The sequence below is a fragment of the Ferrovibrio sp. genome (assembly GCF_046297895.1).
In the GTDB taxonomy this organism is placed as follows: Bacteria; Pseudomonadota; Alphaproteobacteria; order Ferrovibrionales; family Ferrovibrionaceae; genus Ferrovibrio.
Genome location: NZ_JBKBHC010000008.1, coordinates 182,283 through 205,772, shown reverse-complemented (window position 1 = coordinate 205,772; position 23,490 = coordinate 182,283). Strand labels below are relative to the sequence as shown.

24 protein-coding genes are annotated in these 23,490 nt (G+C 62.7%); 16 read left to right on the top strand and 8 right to left on the bottom strand.

Annotation, left to right across the window (positions count from 1 at the left end; all coding sequences use genetic code 11):
* Positions 1-162 precede the first annotated feature (162 nt).
* The gene (locus ACK4FK_RS15295; RefSeq protein ID WP_409746005.1) at positions 163-774 is read right to left on the bottom strand and encodes a pyridoxamine 5'-phosphate oxidase family protein; all 612 of its coding nucleotides are present in this window, start codon (positions 772-774) and stop codon (positions 163-165) included.
* A gap of 235 nt (positions 775-1,009) precedes the next feature.
* Between ACK4FK_RS15295 and ACK4FK_RS15290 the strand changes: the two genes are divergently transcribed.
* Positions 1,010-1,480: a PAS domain-containing protein gene (locus tag ACK4FK_RS15290; protein WP_409746003.1), complete on the top strand. Its 471-nt coding sequence runs from the start codon at positions 1,010-1,012 to the stop codon at positions 1,478-1,480.
* A gap of 11 nt (positions 1,481-1,491) precedes the next feature.
* Here ACK4FK_RS15290 and ACK4FK_RS15285 read toward each other — a convergent pair whose 3' ends face one another.
* Complete coding sequence (locus ACK4FK_RS15285) at positions 1,492-2,490, bottom strand: zinc-dependent alcohol dehydrogenase family protein (RefSeq protein WP_409746001.1); 999 nt, start codon at positions 2,488-2,490, stop codon at positions 1,492-1,494.
* A gap of 212 nt (positions 2,491-2,702) precedes the next feature.
* Here ACK4FK_RS15285 and ACK4FK_RS15280 point away from each other — a divergent pair, with 212 nt between their 5' ends.
* Both ACK4FK_RS15280 and ACK4FK_RS15275 read left to right on the top strand, forming a co-directional pair.
* Positions 2,703-4,520: a methyl-accepting chemotaxis protein gene (locus tag ACK4FK_RS15280; protein WP_409745999.1), complete on the top strand. Its 1,818-nt coding sequence runs from the start codon at positions 2,703-2,705 to the stop codon at positions 4,518-4,520.
* Positions 4,520-5,017, top strand: coding sequence for a chemotaxis protein CheW (locus ACK4FK_RS15275; protein ID WP_409745998.1), 498 nt, complete (start codon positions 4,520-4,522; stop codon positions 5,015-5,017). Before ACK4FK_RS15280 ends, ACK4FK_RS15275 begins: the two co-directional genes overlap by 1 nt.
* Before the next feature lie 50 nt (positions 5,018-5,067).
* On the opposite strand, the gene ACK4FK_RS15270 is transcribed toward ACK4FK_RS15275, so the two are convergent.
* From ACK4FK_RS15270 to ACK4FK_RS15260, 3 genes are all read right to left on the bottom strand, one after another.
* Positions 5,068-5,628, bottom strand: a complete 561-nt coding sequence (locus tag ACK4FK_RS15270; protein WP_409745996.1) for a hypothetical protein — start codon at positions 5,626-5,628, stop codon at positions 5,068-5,070.
* 17 nt (positions 5,629-5,645) lie between these two features.
* Positions 5,646-7,193: a YifB family Mg chelatase-like AAA ATPase gene (locus ACK4FK_RS15265; protein WP_409745994.1), complete on the bottom strand. Its 1,548-nt coding sequence runs from the start codon at positions 7,191-7,193 to the stop codon at positions 5,646-5,648.
* A 123-nt stretch (positions 7,194-7,316) separates the two neighbouring features.
* On the bottom strand, positions 7,317-7,844 hold the full coding sequence (locus ACK4FK_RS15260) for a cytochrome b (RefSeq protein WP_409745992.1): 528 nt from the start codon (positions 7,842-7,844) through the stop codon (positions 7,317-7,319).
* Positions 7,845-8,236: 392 nt separating this feature from the next.
* Between ACK4FK_RS15260 and ACK4FK_RS15255 the strand changes: the two genes are divergently transcribed.
* The 6 genes from ACK4FK_RS15255 (at position 8,237) to ACK4FK_RS15230 (ending at position 13,888) form a co-directional block, all read left to right on the top strand.
* A complete protein-coding gene (locus ACK4FK_RS15255) occupies positions 8,237-8,812 on the top strand; it encodes a TMEM165/GDT1 family protein (RefSeq protein WP_409745990.1) in 576 nt (191 codons plus the stop codon).
* Positions 8,813-8,923: 111 nt separating this feature from the next.
* Positions 8,924-9,907: a Bug family tripartite tricarboxylate transporter substrate binding protein gene (locus ACK4FK_RS15250; protein ID WP_409745988.1), complete on the top strand. Its 984-nt coding sequence runs from the start codon at positions 8,924-8,926 to the stop codon at positions 9,905-9,907.
* A 119-nt stretch (positions 9,908-10,026) separates the two neighbouring features.
* Complete coding sequence (locus ACK4FK_RS15245; protein ID WP_409745986.1) at positions 10,027-10,563, top strand: hypothetical protein; 537 nt, start codon at positions 10,027-10,029, stop codon at positions 10,561-10,563.
* 153 nt (positions 10,564-10,716) lie between these two features.
* Positions 10,717-11,889 carry a phosphoserine transaminase gene (locus ACK4FK_RS15240; protein WP_409745984.1) on the top strand — a complete coding sequence of 391 codons (1,173 nt, stop codon included), beginning with the start codon at positions 10,717-10,719 and terminating at the stop codon, positions 11,887-11,889.
* 69 nt (positions 11,890-11,958) lie between these two features.
* Positions 11,959-13,533, top strand: a complete 1,575-nt coding sequence (gene serA, locus ACK4FK_RS15235; protein WP_409745982.1) for a phosphoglycerate dehydrogenase — start codon at positions 11,959-11,961, stop codon at positions 13,531-13,533.
* 85 nt (positions 13,534-13,618) lie between these two features.
* Positions 13,619-13,888: a hypothetical protein gene (locus ACK4FK_RS15230; RefSeq protein WP_409745981.1), complete on the top strand. Its 270-nt coding sequence runs from the start codon at positions 13,619-13,621 to the stop codon at positions 13,886-13,888.
* Between the two features lie 5 nt (positions 13,889-13,893).
* Here ACK4FK_RS15230 and ACK4FK_RS15225 read toward each other — a convergent pair whose 3' ends face one another.
* A complete protein-coding gene (locus tag ACK4FK_RS15225) occupies positions 13,894-14,589 on the bottom strand; it encodes a YggS family pyridoxal phosphate-dependent enzyme (RefSeq protein ID WP_409745979.1) in 696 nt (231 codons plus the stop codon).
* A 14-nt stretch (positions 14,590-14,603) separates the two neighbouring features.
* Between ACK4FK_RS15225 and ACK4FK_RS15220 the strand changes: the two genes are divergently transcribed.
* Positions 14,604-15,212: a thiamine phosphate synthase gene (locus tag ACK4FK_RS15220; protein WP_409745977.1), complete on the top strand. Its 609-nt coding sequence runs from the start codon at positions 14,604-14,606 to the stop codon at positions 15,210-15,212.
* Between the two features lie 58 nt (positions 15,213-15,270).
* Here the strand turns inward: ACK4FK_RS15220 and ACK4FK_RS15215 are convergent, their stop codons facing one another.
* Entirely contained in the window at positions 15,271-16,029 is a 759-nt protein-coding gene (locus ACK4FK_RS15215) for a TorF family putative porin (protein ID WP_409745975.1), read from the bottom strand.
* 283 nt (positions 16,030-16,312) lie between these two features.
* Between ACK4FK_RS15215 and ACK4FK_RS15210 the strand changes: the two genes are divergently transcribed.
* Positions 16,313-17,083 (top strand): enoyl-CoA hydratase/isomerase family protein, encoded by a 771-nt coding sequence (locus ACK4FK_RS15210; protein ID WP_409745973.1) that lies wholly within the window; start codon positions 16,313-16,315, stop codon positions 17,081-17,083.
* A gap of 147 nt (positions 17,084-17,230) precedes the next feature.
* Positions 17,231-18,880 carry a 3-(methylthio)propionyl-CoA ligase gene (locus ACK4FK_RS15205; RefSeq protein WP_409745971.1) on the top strand — a complete coding sequence of 550 codons (1,650 nt, stop codon included), beginning with the start codon at positions 17,231-17,233 and terminating at the stop codon, positions 18,878-18,880.
* Positions 18,881-18,883: 3 nt separating this feature from the next.
* On the opposite strand, the gene ACK4FK_RS15200 is transcribed toward ACK4FK_RS15205, so the two are convergent.
* The gene (locus ACK4FK_RS15200; protein WP_409745969.1) at positions 18,884-19,792 is read right to left on the bottom strand and encodes an MBL fold metallo-hydrolase; all 909 of its coding nucleotides are present in this window, start codon (positions 19,790-19,792) and stop codon (positions 18,884-18,886) included.
* Between the two features lie 172 nt (positions 19,793-19,964).
* On the opposite strand from ACK4FK_RS15200, the gene ACK4FK_RS15195 reads away from it, so the two are divergent.
* Genes ACK4FK_RS15195 through ACK4FK_RS15180 form a run of 4 tightly spaced genes read left to right on the top strand, consistent with a single transcriptional unit; the run spans position 19,965 to position 23,457 of the window.
* The gene (locus tag ACK4FK_RS15195; RefSeq protein WP_409745968.1) at positions 19,965-20,819 is read left to right on the top strand and encodes a branched-chain amino acid ABC transporter permease; all 855 of its coding nucleotides are present in this window, start codon (positions 19,965-19,967) and stop codon (positions 20,817-20,819) included.
* Between the two features lie 13 nt (positions 20,820-20,832).
* Positions 20,833-21,909: a branched-chain amino acid ABC transporter permease gene (locus ACK4FK_RS15190; RefSeq protein WP_409745966.1), complete on the top strand. Its 1,077-nt coding sequence runs from the start codon at positions 20,833-20,835 to the stop codon at positions 21,907-21,909.
* Positions 21,906-22,664 carry an ABC transporter ATP-binding protein gene (locus ACK4FK_RS15185; RefSeq protein WP_409745964.1) on the top strand — a complete coding sequence of 253 codons (759 nt, stop codon included), beginning with the start codon at positions 21,906-21,908 and terminating at the stop codon, positions 22,662-22,664. Before ACK4FK_RS15190 ends, ACK4FK_RS15185 begins: the two co-directional genes overlap by 4 nt.
* Before the next feature lie 4 nt (positions 22,665-22,668).
* Complete coding sequence (locus ACK4FK_RS15180) at positions 22,669-23,457, top strand: ABC transporter ATP-binding protein (protein WP_409745962.1); 789 nt, start codon at positions 22,669-22,671, stop codon at positions 23,455-23,457.
* Positions 23,458-23,490: the final 33 nt, after the last annotated feature.

The following is a 23,490-nucleotide window of genomic DNA, read 5'->3' as shown; positions in this document are numbered from 1 at the left end:
AACTCGGGGAATCTGGACGAGGCATGGTTTTGTAACTTTTTGGCCCGTCAGGCGCCAGTCGCGCCGGGCAAGAGGCTGACTTCATGTGGCTTTTGCGTCGGGTGGTGGGCGGCGCCAGCATGCCTCCGGCCTGTGAAAGCCAGATTCCCTTAAAAACCGGATTCACCACATCGTCTGGCGAGCCCGATCGGCCCAGGTGCGATCATACTCCTCGCCGCCGATGCGCTGCTGGCTGAGCGAGGCGAGGATCTGGCCGGGGCTGGGCAGGCTGTCCTTTTCCAGATGCCGGGCTGGGTTCCACAGTTCGGCACGGATCACGGCTCGAGCACATTGGAAGTACACGGCGTCCACGGTGATAACCGCCACCGAACGCGGCGGCTTTTCCTCCACCGCGAAAGATGCCAGCAATTCGGGGTCTATGCTGAGGCGTGCGCGGCCATTGACCCGCAGGGTATTGCCCAGCCCAGGCAAAAGGAACAGCAGGGCCACACGGGGATCGCGCAGGATATTGCGCAAGGAATCGATGCGGTTGTTCCCGCGGCGGTCAGGCAGCAGCAGCGTCTTTTCATCGGCTACCCGCACGAATCCGGGGCGGTCGCCGCGTGGCGAGCAGTCCAGGCCTTCCGGTCCGGCCGTTGCCAGTGTGACGAATGGCGAGGCCTCGATATAGGCGCGGTATTCAGGCGAGATACGATCGATTTCCTTGACCGTGGAGGTTTCCAGCGGCGTGCCGTAGAGCGCTTCCAGTTCTGCGAGTGAATTGATGAAGGTCATTGGGAATCCCGGGTGGCTGAGACCCGCGCACTATGCCCAGACGGCATGTTTTCTGCCATGGACCAAGGGCGGAAAGGTCTGTGCCATCTGGTCAAAAGTCGTTACCGAATCTTTCGCTTGTGAAAGGGGGTGTTACTAAATCGTAATTCAGGATTATGGTGGGTCAGCCGGTAAAAGAAGGGCTGGGAACGGACGCAGGCCGCAGCCGTTTAGGGACTCATACGGACACATCGGCATGATCCAGTTCGGACAGATTTTTAACAATGACGGCGGAGCGGAAGCGCCAGCGATCAGCAGCCCGGCTCTGCGCGCGCTTTACGATCTCTGGCTCGACAAACGCGGCAGCCGCCCGGCGCCGTCGCGCAACGACTTCACCATCGAGGATCTGCGGCCCTGGCTGGGCCATCTTATGATCCTGGATTGCGATGGCGAGGATATCAGCTACCGTCTCTATGGCACCGAATTGGTGCGCATTTTCGGTTTTGACCTGACCGGCCGGCGGGTAGCCGATTGTGTCCCGCTGATTGGGCAGAAACCGGCGCTCGAATATCGCGAGGTCATCCGCGGTGCCCGGCCCATTTACATTTCGCGCAGCAGTCCCTCCGCCAGGGAGTATCTGCTGATGGACAAGCTGGCCCTGCCCCTGATGGATGGCGGCAAAGTCAACAAGATCCTCGCCGCCATTTATCTGTCAGAGGCCGAGTAGCGTCGCCCCGGCTATGTTTGGGGCGTGATCAGGATCTTGCCTTTGCGGCCTTCGCGCGCGGCGTGAGCCAGCGCCTCCCTGATTCTTTCCAGCGGATAGATGGCTTCAACTGATACATGGATGGTGCCGTCGGCTATCAGCCGTGTCAGGTCGCCATAGATCTTGCGCATCTCGTCGGGACTGGCGCTGGCGAACCAGCGCGCCAGCCAGAAGCCGCGCAGGCTGATGTCACGGAAGACCACATCGCCCGGGGGCAGTGTGCAGGGCTGGCCCGACAGCATGCCGTAATTCACCACCACGCCGCCTTCTGCCAGGGTTTGTGCCAGTCGGCCGGTCGCCTCGCCGGCTACGGCGTCGATAGCGAGTTTCGGCAGCGCATCGCTACCGGTCAGCGCCCTGACCTGCGCGGGCAGATCGGGGCCATCCACCAGCACGCTGTCGGCACCCAGGACCTGCAGTTCGCGGGCGAGTTCGGCGCGCCGCACGACATTGATGCTGCGCAGGCCACGGCGCCGGGCCAGCGCGATCACGCTGTGGCCCACGCCCGAATTGGCGGCATTCTGGATCACCCAGTCGCCGCTGTTCAATGTTGCGAAATTCTGCAGCATCAGCATCGCCGTGGGCGGATTGACCGTGAGCATGGCAAGCTGCAGTGGATCCACGCCCGAGGGCAATGCAAACAGTCTCGCCGCCTTGGCGACCAGGCTGCTGCGCCAGTTGCCGCGCCCGGCAAAGAGCAGCAGCACGCGGTCTCCGGCCTTCAGGTGTGTAACGCCTTCGCCAACGACACGTACGATGCCCACGCCCTCGCCACCGGCCATCACCGGCAGGGGCGGCGGCGCGGCGCCGTATTTGCCCTCGAATTGCAGCAGGTCGGCCGGATTGATCGGCGAGGCTTCCACATCGATCAGCACCTCGCCGCTCTTTGGCTGGCCTGGATTGGGCAGGTCGATCAACTCGGCCACGTCGTGGGCTTTGCCGAATTGGGAATAGCGGACGGCTTTGATCATCATTGTTTCCCTGTGGCTTTCGGTCGGATTTCTGTCTTGAGTTTAGGCGTCTGCGTATCGCGGAAACCAGTAGGGGGCACATGCAGAATTTCAGTTTTGTAACTTATTGATATTAGTAAATAAAAACATTTCGATCCGATACCTCTTTGTGTACGTATGACAATACAACCATCGGCGCTCCGCCGGGAGAATACAGATAAGGACGATCAGCAATGTTCCAGTTTTCGGGTGCGTCGGCGACCAGCGATTTGCGGGCCCAGTTCGACGCCATCAACAAATCCCAGGCAGTGATCGAATTCACCCTGGATGGCAAGATTCTGCATGCCAATGCCAATTTCCTGAAGGCGTTGGGTTATACCCTCGACGAAATCGTAGGCCAGCATCACAGCTTGTTTGTCGAACCAGCCTATCGTGCCAGCGCCGAGTATCGCGACTTCTGGGCCAAGCTGGGGCGCGGCGAATTCGACACAGGCCAGTACAAGCGGATTGGCAAGGGTGGCAAGGAAATCTGGATCGAGGCCAGCTATAACCCGATCTTCGACAAGCGCGGCAAGCTTTACAAGGTCGTCAAGTTCGCGACCGATATTACCGAGCAGAAGATGACGATGGCCAACTACGAAGGCCAGTTGGCGGCGATCAACAAGGCGCAGGCGGTGATCGAGTTCACCCTGGACGGCAAGATCCTGCAGGCCAACGAGAACTTCCTGAAGACTCTGGGCTATACGCTTGACGAAGTGAAGGGCAAGCATCACAGCCTGTTCGTCGAGCCGGCTTATCGCGACAGCGCCGAATATCGCGACTTCTGGGCCAAGCTGGGCCGCGGCGAATATGATGCCGGCCAGTACAAGCGCATCGGCAAGGGCGGCACGGAAGTGTGGATCCAGGCCAGTTACAATCCGATCATGGATGCCAACGGCCGGCCCTACAAGGTGGTCAAGTATGCCACCGACATAACGGCGCAGACCAAAGCGGCGCAGATGATGCAGCAGGCCGTGCACCAGGTGCAGGCCGTTGTGGAAGCCACCAAGGCTAACGACCTGACCCAGCGCATCGACCTGGAGGGCAAGTCCGGCGAAATCCGCACGTTGTGCGAGGGCATGAATAATCTGGTTGATGCGATGACCGATATCATCGGGGGTATTCGCGAGGCCTCCGAGACGATTGCCGCAGCCTCGGCGGAAATCTCGACCGGCAGCCAGGATCTGGCCCAGCGCACGGAAAGCCAGGCGGCCTCGATCGAGGAGACCGCCGCCTCGATGCATGAGGTCACCACCACGGTGAAGCAGAATGCCGACAACGCCCAGGCGGCCAGCCAGCTGGCCACGGCCGCGCGCGATACCGCCGAGAAGGGCGGCAATGTGGTTCGTGACGCAGTGGCGGCGGTGAGCCAGATCGAGGAAAGCGCCCAGAAGATCTCCGACATCATCGGCCTGATCGACGAAATCGCCTTCCAGACCAACCTGCTGGCACTGAATGCCTCGGTGGAAGCGGCGCGGGCCGGCGAGGCGGGCAAGGGCTTTGCCGTCGTCGCGCAGGAGGTGCGCTCGCTGGCGCAGCGCTCGGCCAATGCCAGCAAGGACATCAAGGCGCTGATCCAGACATCGAACGGGCAGGTCAAGGCCGGTGCCGCGCTGGTCAATCAGGCAGGTTCGTCGCTGACCGAGATCGTCTCGTCGATCAAGAAGGTGTCGGACATCGTGGCCGAAATCGCTGCTGCCTCGCGCGAGCAGGCTTCGGGTCTGGAGCAGATCAATACCGCCGTCGGCCAGATGGACGAGATGACCCAGCGCAATGGCGCCCTGGTGGAAGAGACCTCTGCTTCCGCCCAGTCGCTATCGAACCAGGCCGAGGAACTTGCAACCCTAGTGCAGCGCTACAAGGTCGGCGGCCAGGTTGCCGCGACGCGTCCGGCGCTGACGGTCGTGGCGGGAAAGCGCGCGGCGGCCAAAGCTGTCCCTGCGATGAAGACGACGGCAGCGCGCGGCAAAGCCGTGCCGAAGGCCGAGGCCGAAGAGTGGGAGCAGTTCTGATGGACGCGCTGGCGCTAACCGACACGGCCAGCGGCGATGGTGCCGTGCGCGAATATCTCACCTTCGCTGCGGCCGGGCAGGAATATGGCATCGGTATCCTCAGCGTGCGGGAAATCCGCGGCTGGAGCATCGAGACGCCGCTGCCCAACTGTCCCGCGGCGGTGCGCGGCATCATCAACCTCAGGGGGCAGGTCGTGCCGATCTACGACCTGCGCATCCGCCTCGGTGCGGAATGCAGCATGCCGAGTGCCACCCATGTGGTGATCGTGGTGGAGGCAGCAAGTGGTTTCTACGGCCTGCTGGTGGATGCGGTGTCTGACATCCTTTCGGTAGGCGACCGCGAATTGCAGCCTGTTCCGAAGACGGGTATGCAGGCAGAAGATGCCTTTCTCACCGCCCTGCTGGCGCGCGAGGAGCGCATGGTGTCTTTGCTCGATCTCGATCTGCTGGTGGGCGGGCGCGGGGCTGCAGTGGAAATGCCGTTGCTGGCTGCGTAAGCGGACTGAGAAATCCAGAAAAAGAAAGGGCGCCTTGTGGCGCCTTTTTTTCATTTTATGTGATTTGTATCTGGATGAGCTGCTCGCGCCAGGCGCAGTCTTGCGATTGCCAGCTTGATGAAATGGTAAGTGCCGTATCCCAGAAGTGGTAGACCCAACCAGAGAGTCAAGCGATTGCTTTCAGAGGGTATTGTTAAAAGCCATATTGCTCCGAGAAAGCTCAGAAAGCAGAAAATCAGCAATGTGTATATCCAGAGGCTGGGCATCGTGCGGGCCTGATTTTCGATGCTTTCCTGCAGCGACAGGCGTGCGACAGCAGGGGTTCTTTCGGATGACCAACGACGCATGCGCAGATAATAGATGGCAATCAGAACGACTACGCCTGGCAGGCTGATGGCCAAGCTGTGCTGCCATCCTATCCACGCATTGAGCGCAACCTGAAGTCCGATCAGAGCTGCAGCCCAATATGTCCAACGGCGGATGTAGGTCTCCAGTTGAGGCCGTTCCTCCGGAGCGATAACGTATCCGCGGGCGAAAGTGCCGTATGGATAAAAGATCAAGCCTTCGTCGCATTGTTTAAAATTGATTGATTCATGGCCGCTGTAGAACATGTTCTCCCCATGATTGACTATCGCACGAATGCCAGCCGGCGGTAGCTCAGCGCCTCGGCCACATGCGGACGGCGCACCGCATCCACGCCTTCCAGATCGGCCAAGGTGCGGGCCACGCGCAGAACGCGGTGATAACCACGTGCGGTGAGATGCATGGCGCTGGCCGCCTGGGTCAGCAACTCGCGCGCCGCGGCATCAGGCATGGATATGCGCTCCAGCAACTCGCCATCGGCTTCGGCATTGGTGCGGATCACTCGGCGGCCATCGCGCGAGAGGCCGCCGCTGCCGGTGCGGGCATAGCGGTCGCGCTGGATCTCGCGCGCCATGGCCACCCGCGCCGCGACAGTGGCAGAGTCTTCGCCAGTCGGTGGCGCGCTCAGATCGGCCGGTCTAACGGTGGGTACCTCCAGGGTCAGATCGATACGGTCAAGCAGGGGGCCGGAGAGACGGGCCTGATATTCGCCGGCGCATCTCGGCGCGCGGCCGCAGGCCAGTGCGGGATCGTCGAGATGACCGCAGCGGCAGGGGTTCATCGCGGCCACGAGCTGGAATCGTGCGGGATAACTGACATGGGCATTGGCGCGCGCCACCACCGCCTGCCCGGTTTCCAGCGGCTGACGCAGGGCATCGAGGGCCTGGCGGTTGAACTCGGGCAACTCGTCGAGAAACAGCACGCCCAGATGCGACAGGCTAACCTCGCCGGGTTTTGCACGGTGGCCACCGCCGATCAGGGCCGCCATCGAGGCCGAATGATGCGGGTTGCGAAAGGGCCGCTGCCGGGTGATCCGCCCCTCGCTGATCTGGCCAGCCAGCGAGGCGATCATGCTCACCTCCAGGATTTCGCCGGCATCCAGCGGCGGCAGGATGCCGGGCAGACGCTGGGCCAGCATCGACTTGCCGGCACCGGGCGGGCCGATGAACAGCAGGTTATGCGCCCCGGCTGCGGCGATCTCGAGGGCGCGGCGCGCGCTTTCCTGGCCCTTGATGTCGCGCAGGTTAGGCAGGGGCGCGTCGGCAGGTTCGACACTTTGCGGCGTGGGCGGGGGCAGTACCTGACTGCCGCGGAAATGATTGATCAGCGCCAGCAGGCTGGGCGCGGCCAGCACACGCTGGGCATCACCTGCCCAGGCCGCCTCATTGCCCTGGCCGGCGGGACAGATCAGCCCGCGATCCTCGCCATGGGCCGCGATCGCCGCCGGCAAAACGCCGCTCACTGTGCCGATGGCGCCATCGAGGCCGAGCTCGCCCAGGGCCACGAAACCCTCCAGCATATCGGGCGGCAGCACGTTCATCGCCGCCAGCAGCGCCAGCGCAATCGGCAGGTCGTAATGGCTGCCTTCCTTGGGCAGGTCCGCCGGCGCCAGGTTGACGGTGATGCGCTTGGGTGGCAGTGCCAGCCCCAACGCGCCCAGCGCACCGCGCACACGTTCGCGGCTTTCCCCAACTGCCTTGTCGGCCAGGCCGACAACAGCAAAGGCCGGCAGCCCGTTGGAGAGCTGGACCTGAACATCCACGGGCATGACGTCGATGCCCTGAAACGCCACGGTTCTGCAGCGCGCGACCATGCCCGGTTTTCCCGATGCGGTTTAGTTCAACCCCTGGAATCGGTACGATTATTTACCGGAGATTGCAAATTCTATTTATGTTCCGCCGGGGAGGGGACCGGGAGGCACAACCACGGCTTTTTTTCAGTTCCGGCCCGGCAGCATGCGGCGGAGGACCCCGTCGCGACGCACCAGCACATGCCAGAGGGTGGCGGCGACATGCATCACCAGAGTGACGAGGAAAACCCGGGCGACGGCCTCGTGGACCTCCTCCATCGCCTCATGCAGCCAGGATAACGGGAACAGCGCCGGCAGTTCGAACAGCCCAAGCACGGGTACGGTTCGGGTGCCGGCCAGGATCGACAGCAGCCCGGTCAAAGGCAGCAGCAGCATCACGGCATACATGACGAGATGTGCCGCGCGGGCCAGGCCGGCTTCCCAGAAAGCCGCCTCGCCATGCATCGGCGGCACGCCGCGCAGGCGGATGGCAATGCGCGGCAGCAGCAATGCCGCCACGGTCAGGCCGGCCAGGATATGCCAGCCCATCACGGAAATCTTTTCCGGACCACGCGGCAGGTCTTCCATCACCTCGCCGATGATGAAGGCGGCCAGCATGGCCGGCACGGCCAGCCAGTGCAGCAGGATGAGGGGCAGGGAATAGCGGGTCGACATGGCCGAGATACTCCAGGGCTGCGAATTGTTTGGAATATTCGCACGGGAAAACGTCCGTTTCCCTGCGCTGGATCAATCCTGAACCCATTCCCTGACGCATGCTTGCGACCGCGCCGCTTGCAGGCTGAACACGGCCGGGCTACACATCTGCCGCACCCTTTGGGGAGTAGCCGCCCGCCGGGCCGCCATTGCGGCTGCCAGAGCGGGGGCAGCGTCAACAGACTAGCCGGCGGGAAACCAGCCCCAACGGCTTGGCGCTGACCGGCCGGTTCGGGCATCTGCTCCGGACCAACCTGGCGAGACCTTAGGCTTGCTTTTCCGAAGCCCGGACCGGGCGGCGGGAAACGCAGCCTATGGCCCTGTCCGCCGCCCGGTCCGTTGCGAGATGCCCCGTGTTCAATGCCGACGTTATTGCGCCGTTCCTGACCACCACCGGTCTGGTGGCCGTTGCCGAGATTGGCGACAAGACCCAGTTGCTGAGCCTGCTGTTGGCGGCCCGGTTCCGCCGTCCGCTGCCGATCATGGCCGCGATCCTGTGCGCCACACTGGCCAATCACGCCCTCGCCGCCACGCTGGGCGTGTGGATCGAGGGACTGGTCGAGCCGAAGGTGCTGCGCTGGGCGCTGGCGGCGTCATTCCTCGCCATGGCGGTCTGGACGCTGATTCCCGACAGGCTGGATGAGAATGACGCGCCGAAGACGCGCAACGGCGTATTCATTACCACGCTGATCGCGTTCTTTCTCGCCGAGACCGGCGACAAGACCCAGCTCGCGACCACTGCGTTGGCGGCCCGGTTTGACTCGGTATTGCTGGTCACGGCGGCCAGTACGCTGGGCCTTATGCTGGCCAATGCGCCTGTGGTGATGCTGGGGCAGAAAATCGTCACGCGCCTGCCGCTGAAACCGATCCGTTTCGTTGCCGCCGCTGCCTTCGCCGCGCTGGGAATCGCCATCCTGCTGGGCGGCTGAACGCTGCAGCGCAGCAAAACAGTTGCGGCTCCAACGAATTGGTTGGTCTCCACCGGGCTTTGCCGTAAGAATCATCGGGCAACGAGATCATAAGAATTACGGGAGGAACCAATGCATTCGATCTCCAGACGTTTCCTGTGCCTTGCAACGGCCATTGTCGCAGTGGCAGTGACCGGTCCCGTCATGGCCCAGGCTTGGCCGGATCGGTCGATTACCATCATCGTGCCGTTTCCCGCCGGTGGCGGCACCGACGCCTTTGCCCGTCCGCTTGCGGCTCAACTCACCAAGCAACTCGGCAAGCAGATCGTGATCGACAATCGCGGTGGCGCCGGTGGCACGCTGGGTGCTGGCCTGGCTGCGCGCGCCACGCCGGACGGCTACAACTTCTTCATTGGCGGTGCCCATCATGCGATTGCGCCCTCGATGTATCCCAAGCTCGACTACGATATCGTGAAGGATTTCGTGCCGGTGACGGTGATCGCGCAGCCGCCGCAGGTGGTGGTGGTGAATGCCAGCCGCACATCGGCCAAGACATTGCAGGAGCTGATTGCCGAGGCGAAGGCCAAGCCCGGCAAGATGAGTTATGCCTCCGCAGGCAATGGCACCTCGCATCACCTGGCCGGCGAACTGTTCAAGATCATGACCAAAACCGAGATCGCCCATGTGCCCTATCGCGGTGCGGGCCCGGCAATGCAGGATCTTGTCGGCGGCCAGGCGGTTGAGATGATGTTCGACGGACTGGGATCGTCGGCCGCGCAGATCAAGGCCGGCCGCATCAAGGCGCTGGCCGTGGCCGCATCGAAACGTTCGCCTGCTTTCCCTGATGTGCCGACCGCGGCCGAGGCCGGCCTCGCCGGTTACGAGGTCTCGACCTGGTATGCCATGTGGGCGCCGAAGGGTACGCCGGCCCCGATCGTGGAGCGCATGTACAAGGAAGTGCAGGCGGCTTTGCAGTCGCCGGAACTGAAGGAAATCTGGCTCAACAACGGCTCGGACGTGCCGAGCATGACCTCGGCCCAGTTCGCCACCTTCCTGGATGCCGAGATCAAGCGCTGGGCTGAGGTGGTGAAGCAGTCGGGTGCCAAGCTCGATTGAATTTGCAGCCAGCCTAACCAACCGACATGGCCGGCCGGCGCGGTTTCCCCCGCGCTGGCCGTTTTCTTGTCGGGCGGAATGGGTAATATGCCCCCATTCCGGGATTCCGAGTGATTGGGATGGCCAAGATTACCGGCAAGCGCTACAAGGCCGATGAAATCGAGACCCTGCTCGACGCTTTAAGGCGTCAGACCAAGCGGGCGCGGAAGATGGCGGAAGAAGCCATTGCGCGGATCAGTCACGCCACCTACGAGCCGTATTACGAATACCGCGATGCCCTGACCGAGATCGAGGGCGTGCTGGTCCTGATCGAGGACCGCATGGAGCATGCCGAGCCGGCGGCCTTGGCCAAGCTGAAAGACTATCACAGCCAGCTGATCGTCGATCTCTTGCGCATGAAGATTGACGTTGTACTAAGGGTTTTCCCTGCCCTGGAAGGGACCGAAGTGCTGCCGATCGGCACACAGAAGGTGTTCCTGGCCACGATCTGGGAATTGCGGGAGACGGTCGACCGGATCGACCGCGAGGGTATCGAAGGCGTGCTGGACGAAGATGCCCGCAAGCGACTGTTGGTAGCAGAGACGATCCTGCGCGAGGTGTCGGATCGGGCGCCAAGATTGATGGAATTGGCCGAGCAGGAAGGCAAACAGGCCTGACCTGGCGTTGCAGGCTGGCCACGTGCAGGCTGTTGGCGCGGTTTTTCTATAGCTGCGGCGAAATGGCCATTGCACCCGGCCCCTGACTCCGAGTAGAAGGGCTGCGGGACACGCCCCCCCAACGGGGCGCTTACTATCTGGAAGGATAGACAAATGGCTAAGCCTGCCGCGCGCCCCGCTCGGGCGCATTTCTCTTCCGGCCCCTGCGCCAAGCGCCCCGGCTGGACCCCCGAACTTCTGAAAGACGCTCTGGTCGGCCGTTCGCACCGCTCGAAAGAGGGCAAAGCCCGTCTGGTCGAGGCGATCGAACTGCATCGCAAGATCCTTGGCATCCCGGCCGATTACCGGATCGGCATCGTGCCGGCCTCCGACACCGGCGCCGTGGAGATGGCGCTTTGGTCGCTGCTCGGCCCGCGCGGCGTCGACGTGCTGGCCTGGGAAAGCTTCGGCTCCGGCTGGGGGGCGGACATCTCCAAGGAACTCAAGCTCAAGGATGTCCGCACGCTGAAAGCCGGTTATGGCGAAATCCCCGACCTGAAACAGGTGGACTGGACCCGCGACGTGGTCTTCACCTGGAACGGCACCACGTCGGGCGTGAAGGTACCGAACGGCGACTGGATCGCCGATAACCGCGAAGGCCTGTCGATCTGCGACGCCACCTCGGCTGTGTTCGCCATGGACCTGCCCTGGTCCAAGCTGGATGTCACCACCTGGTCGTGGCAGAAGGCGACGGGCGGCGAGGCGGCGCATGGCATGATCGTGCTGAGCCCGCGCGCGGTGCAGCGCCTGGAGACCTACACCCCGGCCTGGCCGCTGCCCAAGATCTTCCGCATAGCCAAGGACGGCAAGCTGATCGAAGGCATCTTCAAGGGCGAAACGATCAACACGCCATCCATGCTGTGCGTCGAGGACATCATCGACGCCCTGAAATGGGGCGAGAGCGTCGGCGGCCTGAAGGGCATGATCGCCCGCTCGGAAGCCAACCTGAAAGCGATCACCGACTGGGCCGCCAAGACCGACTGGGTCGGTTTCCTGGCCGCCGATCCGGCGGTGCGATCCAATACCTCGATCTGCCTCAAGGTGGTCGATCCCTGGTTCACCGCTTTGGGTCCGAAGGACCAGGAAGCGGCGGCCAAGCAGATTGCCAGCCTGCTGGAGAAAGAGGGCGTGGCGCTGGATATCGGGGCCTATCGCGACGCACCTCCGGGCCTGCGCATCTGGGGTGGCGCCACGGTGGAAACTGCTGATGTGGCCGCGCTCTGCCCCTGGCTCGACTGGGCCTTCGCCGAGGTGAAGGCAACCTACAAGCCGGCTGCGGCAGCCTGATCGCGCTTTGAGCGGGCGTCGCTGAAGCGGCGCCCGTTTTCCTCCATCCGAAATTCGAGGACTATATCCATGGTCAAGGTTCTGATTTCCGACGAACTGAGCCCCGCCGCCGTCGACATCTTCAAGTCGCGCGGCGTACAGGTCGATATCAAGACGGGGCTGAAGCCCGAGGAACTGCTCGCCATCATCGGCGAGTACGATGGCCTGGCGATCCGCTCAGCCACCAAGGTCACCGCCAAGGTGCTGGAAGCGGCGAAAAACCTGAAGGTCGTCGGCCGCGCCGGCATCGGCGTCGACAATGTCGACATCCCGGCCGCCACCGCGCGCGGCGTCTGCGTGATGAACACGCCGTTCGGCAATTCGATCACCACAGCCGAGCATGCCGTGGCCATGATGATGGCGCTGGCCCGCGAAATTCCGCAGGCCGACCGCTCCACCCAGGCCGGCAAGTGGGAAAAGAACCGTTTCATGGGCGTCGAGTTGTATGGCAAGACGCTGGGCCTGATCGGTTGCGGCAACATCGGCTCCATCGTCGCCGACCGGGCCCAGGGCCTGAAGATGCGCGTGGTGGGCTACGATCCGTTCCTGACGCCCGAGCGCGCCACCGCGCTGGGGATCGAGAAGGTCGAGCTTGACGAGCTGCTGGCTCGTGCCGATTTCATCAGCCTGCACACACCGCTGACCGAGCAGACCAAGAACATCCTGGATGCCAAGGCGCTGGCCAAGTGCAAGAAGGGCGTGCGCATCGTCAACTGTGCCCGCGGCGGCCTGGTCAACGAAACCGACCTGAAGGCGGCTCTGGATAGCGGCCATGTGGCGGGTGCGGCCTTTGACGTGTTCGTCACCGAGCCGGCCAAAGAGAACGTGCTGTTCGGCCACGAACGCTTCATTGCCACGCCGCATCTTGGCGCCTCGACCAATGAGGCGCAGGAGAATGTCGCCCTGCAGGTGGCCGAGCAGATTTCCGATTACCTGATTTCGGGCGCCGTCACCAACGCGCTGAACATGCCCTCGGTTTCGGCCGAGGACGCGCCGAAGCTGAAGCCCTACATGAAGCTGGCCGAACAGCTTGGCAGTTTCGTTGGCCAATTGGCGGAGGCCAATCTGACCAAGGTGATGATCGAGTATGAAGGCCATGTGGCGACACTGAACACGCGCCCGCTCACCGCCATTGTGCTGGAGGGATTGCTGCGCCGCCAGTTGAGCAGCGTCAACATGGTCAATGCGCCGCTGGTGGCCAAGGAACGCAATATCGAGGTTTCCGAGGTCAAGCATGATCGCGAGGGCGACTATCACACGCTGATGCGCGTCACCATCCATGCCGACAAGGTGCGGCATCTGTCGGGTACGCTATTCGCCGACAAGAAGCCGCGCGTGGTGGAGATCAAGGGCATCGACATCGATGCCGAACTCGGCCCGAACATGCTTTACGTCACCAACGAGGACAAGCCGGGCTTCATCGGGCGGCTGGGCACCGTGCTCGGCGATGCGGGCATCAATATCGCAACCTTCCACCTCGGCCGTGCCGCGCGCGGCCAGGAGGCCATCTGTCTGGTGGAGGTCGATGGTCCGATCCCGGCCGATGTTGCCGCCAAGGTGAAGGCGATCCCCGGCGTGCGGCAGGCGACCCCGCTGCAGTTCTGAGTTCGGTCAAGTACGATTCGCCGCTTTACGCGGGTCGGGCCGGCCGCTTTACTGGCATAGCCTCTTTGCATAGGGAGCCTGCCACATGGCCCGCCCGACCCGTTTTGTTTTAGCCTTGCTTCTGCCTCTGGCTTTGATTGCCTGCGGCCCGCCCACGACCGACGAGGCCCTGCGCAAGGCCGAGAAGGCCGGCACCAAGGCCGAATTGGAAAAGGCATTGGGCCGTCCGACCGAGATCCAGAAGCTCGGCCCGCTGGAGCAGTGGAGCTACAAGACCAGCGATGGCTCGGTGACCTTCGTGATCGCCGGCGACAAGGTCACGCTCGCTTCGGGTGGCACCACGAAGAAGAACTGAGTTGTTCAGGCGGCCGGCGCGTAGCTGCGGCCGCCGAAAATCGCGCTGCCCACGCGCACATGGGTGGCGCCCAGCATCACCGCCGTGTCGAAATCGCCGCTCATCCCCATGCTGAGCTGATCAAGCCCGTTGCGTCTCGCGATCTTGTTCAAGAGCGCGAAATGCGGTGCCGGTTCCTCTTCGGCCGGCGGAATGCACATCAGGCCTACCACCGGCAGATCCAGCGCACGGCAGGCGGCGACAAAGGCATCGGCATCTCGCGGTGCGCAGCCGGCCTTCTGCGGTTCCTCGCCGGTATTCACCTGCACGAAGCAGGGCAGGCGGCGGCCGGTCTTGGCGAATTCCTTGGCCAGTTCCTGTGCCAGGCTTTCGCGGTCGACGGTATGGATCACATCGAAATGTGCCACCGCCTGTTTCACCTTGTTGGTCTGCAGCGGGCCGATCAGGTGCAGCACCAGATCGGGATGACGCTCGCGCAGGGCGGGATATTTCGCCATGCCTTCCTGCACGCGGTTCTCGCCGAAATGGCGCTGGCCGGCGGCCAGCGCCTCGGCCACCGCTTCGGCCGGGAAAGTCTTGGCCACGGCGATCAATGTCACGCCGGCCGGATCGCGTGCAGCCTCAGCCGCGGCCTCCGCGATCTGATGCCGTACGGCGGCAAGGCGGTCGGCGAGAGAGGCTTCCGGCGGCGGTATGGTCATGGCAGGCTGCGGCGATGAATCAACACGGCCGCAAGCTACCAATCCGCATCCCCGGGCGAAAGCCCCGGCTGTTCCCGCCGCGTATCCTGCTTACCGACGCCCGGCGGCTGCCCGATCCATTGCCGGCGATGCGGTGCCTGCCAAAAGGCGGCGCTGCGATCCTGCGCCATTACGAATGGCCTTACGAGCGGCGGCTGGCGCTGGGACGCGCTATGGCGCTCCTGTGCCGGCAGCGCGGTTTGCTGTTTTTGGTGGCCGGCGATGCACGGCTGGCCCGGGCTCTGGGCGCTGATGGTGTGCATCTGCCGCAGGGGTTGCTGCCGCAGGCGGCTGGGCTGCGGCGACAGTTCTGCTTGGTAACAGCAGCGGCTCATGATGCCGGCGCGGTGGCGCGGGCGGTGCGGGCCGATATCGATGCGGTGCTGGTCTCGCCAGTCTTTGCCACCGCCAGCCATCCTGGCGCGGCCGGACTTGGCGTGCTGCGGTTTGCCGCTCTGGCGCGGCAGGCCAAGAGTGGCAATCTAGGCGTCTATGCCCTGGGCGGCATCGATGAGGCGAACATGCAGCGCCTGCGTGGCCTGCCAATGGCCGGCATCGCCGGCATCAGCGTGTTTAGGGCATAAAAAACCGCCGCCATCCGGAGATGGCGGCGGCTGTGTTAGGCCGTCCGGTAGGATCGGATCAGAACGAGTAGGCGTAGCTGAGCGAGACAACCGCTGCAGGGCCGCAATTTGAACCGTTGGCGCAGTGGCTCTTCTTCAGGTCGCTGTCGACATACTGCAGGCCGGCCGTGAAGCCCCAGTAGGAAGCGAACAGGCCGATGTTCCAGTCGAGATACTTGTCGTCAGTGTTACCGGTACCGAAGAAGTTTTCGGGCTTGTCGATCGTCTGCTGACCGATGTTGGCGATGATCTTCGGCTCGAACTGGGTGACGGGCAGCGGCACGGTGACGCCGGCGGTCAGGTAGGTGGCGTCGCCAGAGTCGAGCTGGAAATTCGGGCTGTAATAGATGCCGGCGCTCGGGATGGCGAAGCCGAAGTCATAGGCCGCGGTCAGCTTCACTTCGGTGAAGTTGAAGGTGTCGTTGTTGCTTGGCTGATCCAAGTACATGTAGCGGATCATGCCGAGATCCAGGCTCAGCTTGTCGAAGCTGGCGCGGAAACCGCCAAGCAGATCCGTTTCGGCGCTGACGCTGTTGTTGAAATCGACGTTGCTGCCCCAGAAACCGAGATAGCCGGTGTAGGTGTCATTGATCTTGAAGGCGCCTTCGCCGCCGAGCTGGAAGGCTGGATGGCCGTCGGTCTGGCTGATGCCGCGGAAGTAGTATTCCGACACCACCGCCGGCGTCAGGGTCAGGCTGAGACGATCCTCGGCCATGGCCGGGGTGGCAGCAGTCAGGGCTAGGGCCGCAAAAGCGGCGCGCATTACGAACTTGTTCATGGGGGCTTACCTCCGAAATCCCAAAAAATTTATCGAAACCCGGGGCGACATTAAGCAGACAAGTTCCTGTGCAACAAACGCTTCTCGGCTAAGATGACATCCGTCAAAATTTAGTGTGGCTCTTTGGTTACAGTCCTGCTTGGAACTGGTCAGCCTGTCTAAAATCTGAGCAAATCGCGACGCGCAATTTTATTACAAATGGCCAATATAAATGCAGAAAATGCATATTTATGCGGCTTTTCGTGGATGAGGAGCGGTGATGGCGGCGAGTGATCTATTGGTTGTGAGCGAAACCCCAGCTGATTCGCAGGGCGCGATACGCATTATCCGTCTGAATTACCCAGCCAAGCGCAATGCCCTGTCGCTGCCTTTGCGGGCCGACTTGCTGGCTGCCGTTGAGCTTGCCATGGCCGAGGAGGCGGTCCGCGCCATTGTGCTGACTGGCAACGGCGGCACCTTCTGTGCCGGTGGCGATATCTCGTCGATGCAGAATACCCAGGGCGTGGCGGGCCGGCAGCGGCTGGCCAACCTGCACCGGCTTGTGCGGCTGCTTGTGGCTGGGCCCAAGCCGGTGATCGCCGCCGTGGAAGGCTATGCCTATGGCGCCGGCATGTCGCTGGCGTTGCTCTGCGACCAGGTGGTGGCCGCAAGCGACGCGAAATTCTGCTGCTCGTTCGGCAAGGTTGGCCTGATGCCAGACATGGCCGCGTTATGGACCGTGCCGCAGCGGGTTGATGCTGGCTGGGCCCGGCGTCTGCTGATGCTGGCCGAGGAAATCGACGGCGAGACGGCCCTACGCATCGGCCTCGCCGACCAGGCGGTGCAGCCCGGCAGGGCGTTGGAGGCGGCGCTCGCCCTGGCCGCGCGATTTGCCGCCCAGGCCCCCCTGCCAATGGCCTTCACCAAGGCGGCGCTGGCCCGCGGGCCGCAATCCCTGGAAAGCCTGCTGGCACTGGAGGCCGATAATCAGGCCCTGCTGTTCAACAGCGAGGATTTTGCCGAAGGGCGCGATGCGTTTCTGGCCAAGCGCAAGCCGGTCTTTAAGGGGCGCTGAAACGTACCGCAGGTTGTTCCGCGCGGCTGTCGCTAGGGAAGCGGGTGCGCCGCGATGCTCCCCCGGCTTGCGGGCGGCAATCGCCGATCCTAGACTGCGCCCGCCTCAATCATAACCGCGCCGCTTTTTGTGAATGGGAGGAAGCGCATGCAGGGCCTTATCCAGGACCGTCCGTTGCTGATTTCGTCGCTGATCGAGTTTGCCGCGCTGTATCACGGCAATACCGAGATCGTGACCCGTACCGTCGAAGGCCCGATCCACCGCTATACCTACCGCGACCTGAGCCGCCGCTCCAAGCAATTGGCCAATGCCCTGACGAAGCTGGGCGTCAAGATGGGCGAACGTATCGGTACCCTGGCCTGGAATACCTATCGCCATTTCGAGCTCTATTACGGCGTATCGGGCATGGGTGCGGTACTGCATACCGTCAATCCGCGCCTGTTCCCCGAGCAGATAGACTACATCGTCAATCACGCCGAGGACCAATACCTGTTCTTCGACCTCACCTTCGCGCCGCTGGTGGAAAAACTGGCGCCGCAGCTCAAGACGGTGAAAGGCTTCGTGCTGATGAGCGACCGCGCGCATGTGCCGGCCGACTGCAAGATACCCAACCTGCTCGTTTATGAAGAACTGATCGGCAAGGAAAGCGCCGAATTCGACTGGCCGCAATTCGACGAGAAGACGGCTTCGTCGCTGTGCTACACCTCGGGCACCACGGGCAATCCGAAGGGCGTATTATATTCACATCGCTCGACCGTCCTGCATTCCTATGCCGTGTGCCAGCGCGACGGCCTGAATCTGGGTTCGGCCGACAGCGCTCTGGTGATCGTCCCGCTATTCCATGCCAATGCCTGGGGTGTGCCCTACGGCGCCTGCATGAGCGGTGCCAAGCTGGTCTTCCCCGGCCCGGCGCTGGATGGCAAGAGCGTGTATGAACTGCTGCGCGACGAGAAATGCAACTTCTCGCTCGGCGTGCCGACCGTCTGGCTCGCCTTCTTCCAGCATGTCGACGCCAATCCGGGCCTCGACACCAAGGCTGACATCAAGCTGGAGCGCTGCGTGATCGGCGGTTCGGCTGCGCCGCGCGCCATGATCGAGCGCTTCGCCAAGCAGTTCAACTGCTTTGTCATTCACGCCTGGGGCATGACCGAGATGTCGCCGCTGGGCACAACGGGCAACCTGCTGAAGAAGCATGCCGACCTGCCGCTGGAAAAACGCCTGGATGTGCAATCCAAGCAGGGGCGCACCGTTTACGGGGTTGAGATCAAGATTACCGATGACGATGGCAACGAGCTGCCGCGGGACGGCAAGGCTTTCGGCAACGTCAAGGTGCGCGGCCCGTGGATTACCGCGGGCTATTTCAAGGGTGAAGGCGGCAACGTACTCGACAAGGATGGCTGGTTCACCACCGGCGATGTCGCCACGCTGGACCCCGACGGTTACATGCAGATCACCGACCGCGCCAAGGATGTGATCAAGTCGGGTGGCGAGTGGATCTCCTCGATCGACCTCGAGAATGCCGCCGTCGGCCATCCAGCCGTGCAGGAAGCCGCCGTGATCGGCGTGTTCCATGCCAAATGGCAGGAACGGCCGTTGCTGCTGGTGATCAAGAAGGCCGGCCAGGATGCCACCAAGGAAGAACTGATGGCGTTCCTGGAGGGCAAGGTGGCCAAGTGGTGGCTGCCCGACGATATCGTTTTTGTCACCGAGCTGCCGCACACCGCGACCGGAAAGCTGCTCAAGACCAAGCTGCGCGAGCAGTTCAAGGATCACAAGCTGCCGACGCCGGGCGCGTAAGGCTCAGGGCAGTCGATAGACAGCGCTTCCATCGGGCGGGCCGTCGCTGACGACCCGCCCTTCTTCTGTCATGTGGATAAGGTGCGCCAGCACCGAGCGGGCGGCCGCAGGATGGAGATACGACGGAACGTCGTGATACATCGTTGTCACCATCTGCGGGATCGTCTGGGGGGCGGCAGAGAGGCAGCGCAGGATCTGCTCCTCGCGTCCAGCTCGGTGCTGCAGCAGGGCCTGCACGAAGCGCTGCGGCTTCAGGCCGGTGCTGTGCATGTCGATCGGCGCGCCATGGGTGGGGTAGTAACGGTCTTCCTCGCGCGGCAGCAGCCGGCGCAATGAGGCATAGTAATCCGTCATGTTGCCGTCGGGCGGCGAAATCACGGTGGTGGACCACCCCATCACGTGGTCGCCGGAAAAAAGCGCCTGTTCCTCGCGCAGATTGAAGCAGAGGTGATTGGATATGTGCCCCGGGGTATGCAGCGCGGTCAGGGTCCAGCCATGGCCGTCCAGCGTATCGCCATCGGTCATGATCTCGTCGGGCTGGAAATCGTGGTCGCCGCCTTCTTCGACCGCCAGGGCGCCTTTGGGCAGGGGGTGCGGACCGAAGGCGAAGCTGGGCGCACCGGTGCGCCGCTGCAGTTCCACCGTGCCGGGTGAATGGTCGCGATGGGTGTGGGTGACCAGAATATGGGTGACGGTTTCGTGGCGCAGGGCGTTGGTCAGGGCATCGATATGCGCCGGATCGGCCGGGCCGGGGTCGATCACGGCCACCTTGCCGCGCCCGACTATGTAGGTACCGGTGCCGTGGAAGGTGAAGGCGGAAGGGTTGTGGGCCACCACCCGGCGCACCAACGGGCTTAGTTCCGCGACGGCGCCATAGCTGAAGTCCAGGCTTTTGACAAAGGGGACCGACATAGCTGCAGCCTCGCGAAAATTGACGTTACGTCAAGTGATTAGCGTTCATCCGAGCATGAAAGCGATTGACCGTTACAGCCCAGCTTCCTTAATCTGCCACCACGCCAGGGCGGCACCAAGAATCGCCGGCAATAAAATTTGGGAGGACGGCAAGCTGTCTGAGATTGTCCAGTTGCTGCTGAACGGGTTGGCGGCAGGCTGTATCTACGGCCTGATCGCGCTCGGCTTCGTGCTGATCTACAAAGCCACCGAAATGGTGAACTTCGCCCAGGGCGACCTGCTGATGCTGGGCGCCTTTGTGGCCTTCACCCTGATCGAGATGATGGGCTTCAATTACTGGCTCGCCTTCCTCGGTGCCGTGCTGTTCATGGCCGTGTTCGGTTATCTGCTCGATACCATCGTGTTGCGGCAGGTGATCGGCCAACCGCAATTCGCCGTGGTGATGCTGACCATCGGTCTGGGCTTCATCTTCCGCGCCGCGGCCTCGATGATCTGGGGTACCGAGACCCGGGCGTTTGCCACGCCGTTCACTGATGGCGTCACCAAGGCCGGCGGTTTCGTCATTGCCGACGTCAACGTCTCCATTGTTGCGGGCACCGCCATCCTTTGCGCCGCGCTCTATGCCTTCTTCCGCTATACCCGCATCGGCGTGGCCATGCAGGCGGCCTCGCAGAACCAGCTTGCCGCTTATTACATGGGCATTCCGGTGAAGATGGTTTTCTCGCTGATCTGGGCGATTTCCGCCGGCGTCGCCGCTGTTGCCGGCATTCTGCTGGCCCCGGTGGCGCTGATCGACGTCACCATCGGCCTGCTCGGCCTGAAGGCATTCGCCGCCGCGGTGCTCGGCGGTTTTGGCTCCATTCCCGGTGCCGTGATCGGCGGTCTGGTGATCGGCGTGATCGAACAGTTCTCGGGTATCTACCTGCCGGAAGGCTTCAAGGACGTGGCCGCCTATGTGGTGATCCTGGTCGTGCTGTTCCTGCGGCCGCAGGGCCTGTTTGGCAATATCGGCCGCAAGCGGGTGTAGGGGTCTTAACCAGATGCGCTTCTTCTTCAAGACCAACTACAATCAGGACATCAACCTGTTCCGCGACAATGTGGACAGGTTCTGGTACGGCCTGCTGCTGCTGGCCCTGCTGGGGGCGCCCTTCATGCTGGAGGATTTCTGGCTGGGCGAGATCTCCTATGTCTTCATTCTGTCCATTGTCGGCATCGGCCTGATGCTGCTGACCGGCTATACCGGCCAGGTTTCGCTTGGTCATGCCGCCTTCCTGGGCATCGGCGCCTATACCCATGCCGTCTTGCTAGGGTTGGGAGTGCCGTTTGTGGTCTCGGTGTTTGTCGCCACCGTCTTGTCGGCGGCGATCGGGGCCATCATCGGCTTTCCGGCCCTGCGGCTGACCGGCATTTATCTCGCCATTGCCACCCTTGCCTTCGCCTTTATCATCGAGCAGATCCTGATCCGCTGGGAGTCGGTCACCGGCGGCTTCAAGGGCTTCCCCGTCGAGCGGCCGGAAATCTTTGGCTACAACATCGTCGACGATCGCTTCTTCTACTACCTTACGCTCGCGGCCGTGATCCTGGCCGTGCTGGTGGCTCTCAACCTGCTGCGCTCGCCCACTGGCCGGGCTTTCATCGCCATCCGCGACTCCGAGATTGCCGCCCAATCCATGGGCGTGAACCTGGCGGCTTACAAGACGCTGGCTTTTGCCGTGTCGGCCGGCTTCACCGGTTTCGGCGGCACGCTGTTCGCTCACAAGATCGGCTATCTGGCACCGGATGCTTTCAACATCCTGCTCTCGATCCAGCTCCTGCTGATGGTGGTGGTGGGCGGCCTGGGGTCGATCCATGGTGCGATCTTCGGTGCGATCTTCGTCGGCTCGCTGCCGCAGCTGATCGCCATCCTGCGCGACTATCTGCCCGAGGGCATCTCACGCCAGCCCGGGCTTGAGCCAGGCCTGTTCGGTATCATCCTGGTCTTCTTCATCCTGTTCGAGCCGCTCGGCATCTACGGCCGCTGGCTCAAGATCAAGCTCTATTTCTCGCTGTTCCCGCTCTACAAGAAGGCGACGTTCAAGCGACAGAAGACCTACACCAAGTCGGAGCGCTTCCGGTGACGCTGTTCCAGGCAGACAACATCGCCATCAACTTCGGCGGCATCAAGGCGGTCGACGGCGTCAGCTTCGCTGTCGAGAAGGGCCAAGTTTTCACCATCATCGGCCCGAACGGCGCCGGCAAGACCACGGTGTTCAACCTGATCAGCCGTATCTACAGTCCCACGGAAGGCAGGCTGCATTTCGAGGGGCGGGACATCACCGAGGTACCCCCGCACGAGATCGCCAGCCTTGGCATTGCGCGCACCTTCCAGAATATCGAGCTGTTCGAGCATGCCACCGTGCTGCAGAACCTGCTGCTGGGGCGCCATGCCCATCGCGGCGGCAATCCGTTGGCCGATCTGCTGTTCCTGCCCGGGGTGCGCCAGCGCGAACTGGCGCATCGCGAGAAGGTCGAGCATGTGATCGACTTCCTCGACCTGCAGCATTACCGCGACACCTACATCGTCAATCTGCCCTACGGCGCGCGCAAGGTGGTGGAACTGGCCCGCGCGCTGTGCAGCGAGCCCAAGCTGCTGCTGCTCGACGAACCATCCTCGGGGCTCAATACCGAAGAAACCGAGGACATGGCCTGGTGGATTCAGGATATCAAGAACGATCTCGGCATCACCGTGCTGATGGTCGAACACGACATGGGTCTGGTGAACGAAGTGTCGGACCGTGTGCTGGCGCTGAACTACGGCCGCGTGCTCGCGCTGGGCACGCCGCAAGAAGTGCAGAGCCATCCTGAAGTCATCAAAGCCTACCTGGGAGGCTGAGCCCGTGACCGAGCAGACCCAGAGCGATGTCATTCTGCGCCTGAGCAACATCGAGACCTTTTATGGTCCCATCATGGCCATCCGGGGCGTCAGCCTGGAAGTGCCGCGTGGTGCCATTGTCACGGTGCTGGGCGCCAACGGCGCCGGCAAAACCACCATCCTGAAGACCATATCCGGCGTCATGGACCCGCAGAAGGGCAGTGTCGTCTTCGATGGCCGGGAAATCCAGAAAATGGATCCCGACAAGGTGATGCGGCTGGGCATCGGGCATGTGCCCGAAGGTCGCGAGACCTTCCCGTTCCTGACGGTGAAGGAAAACCTGATGATGGGGGCCTATACCCGCAGCGATGCGGACGGCATCGCCAAGGACATGGAGATGGTTTATGGCTATTTCCCGCGCCTGAAGGAGCGCGAGAACCAGCCGGCCGGCTCGATGTCGGGCGGTGAGCAGCAGATGCTGGCAATCGGTCGCGCCCTGATGGGACGGCCCAAGCTGCTTCTGCTGGACGAGCCGTCGCTTGGCCTGTCTCCCAAGCTGGTGAAGGAAATCTTCGAGATCATCGTTCGCATCAATGCGGAACAGAAGACCACGATCCTGCTGGTCGAGCAGAATGCCAATGTGGCGCTGCATGCTGCGCATTACGGCTATGTGCTCGAGGTTGGCCGCATCGTGATGGCCGATACCTGCGCCAAACTGCTCGAGAAGGAAGACATCAAGGAATTCTATCTCGGCATGAAGGAACAGGGCGTGCGCGGCAAGCGACGCTGGAAAAAACGCAAAACCTGGCGCTAGCCTGATAGTATGGACAGGCGCCGGTTTGGGAGG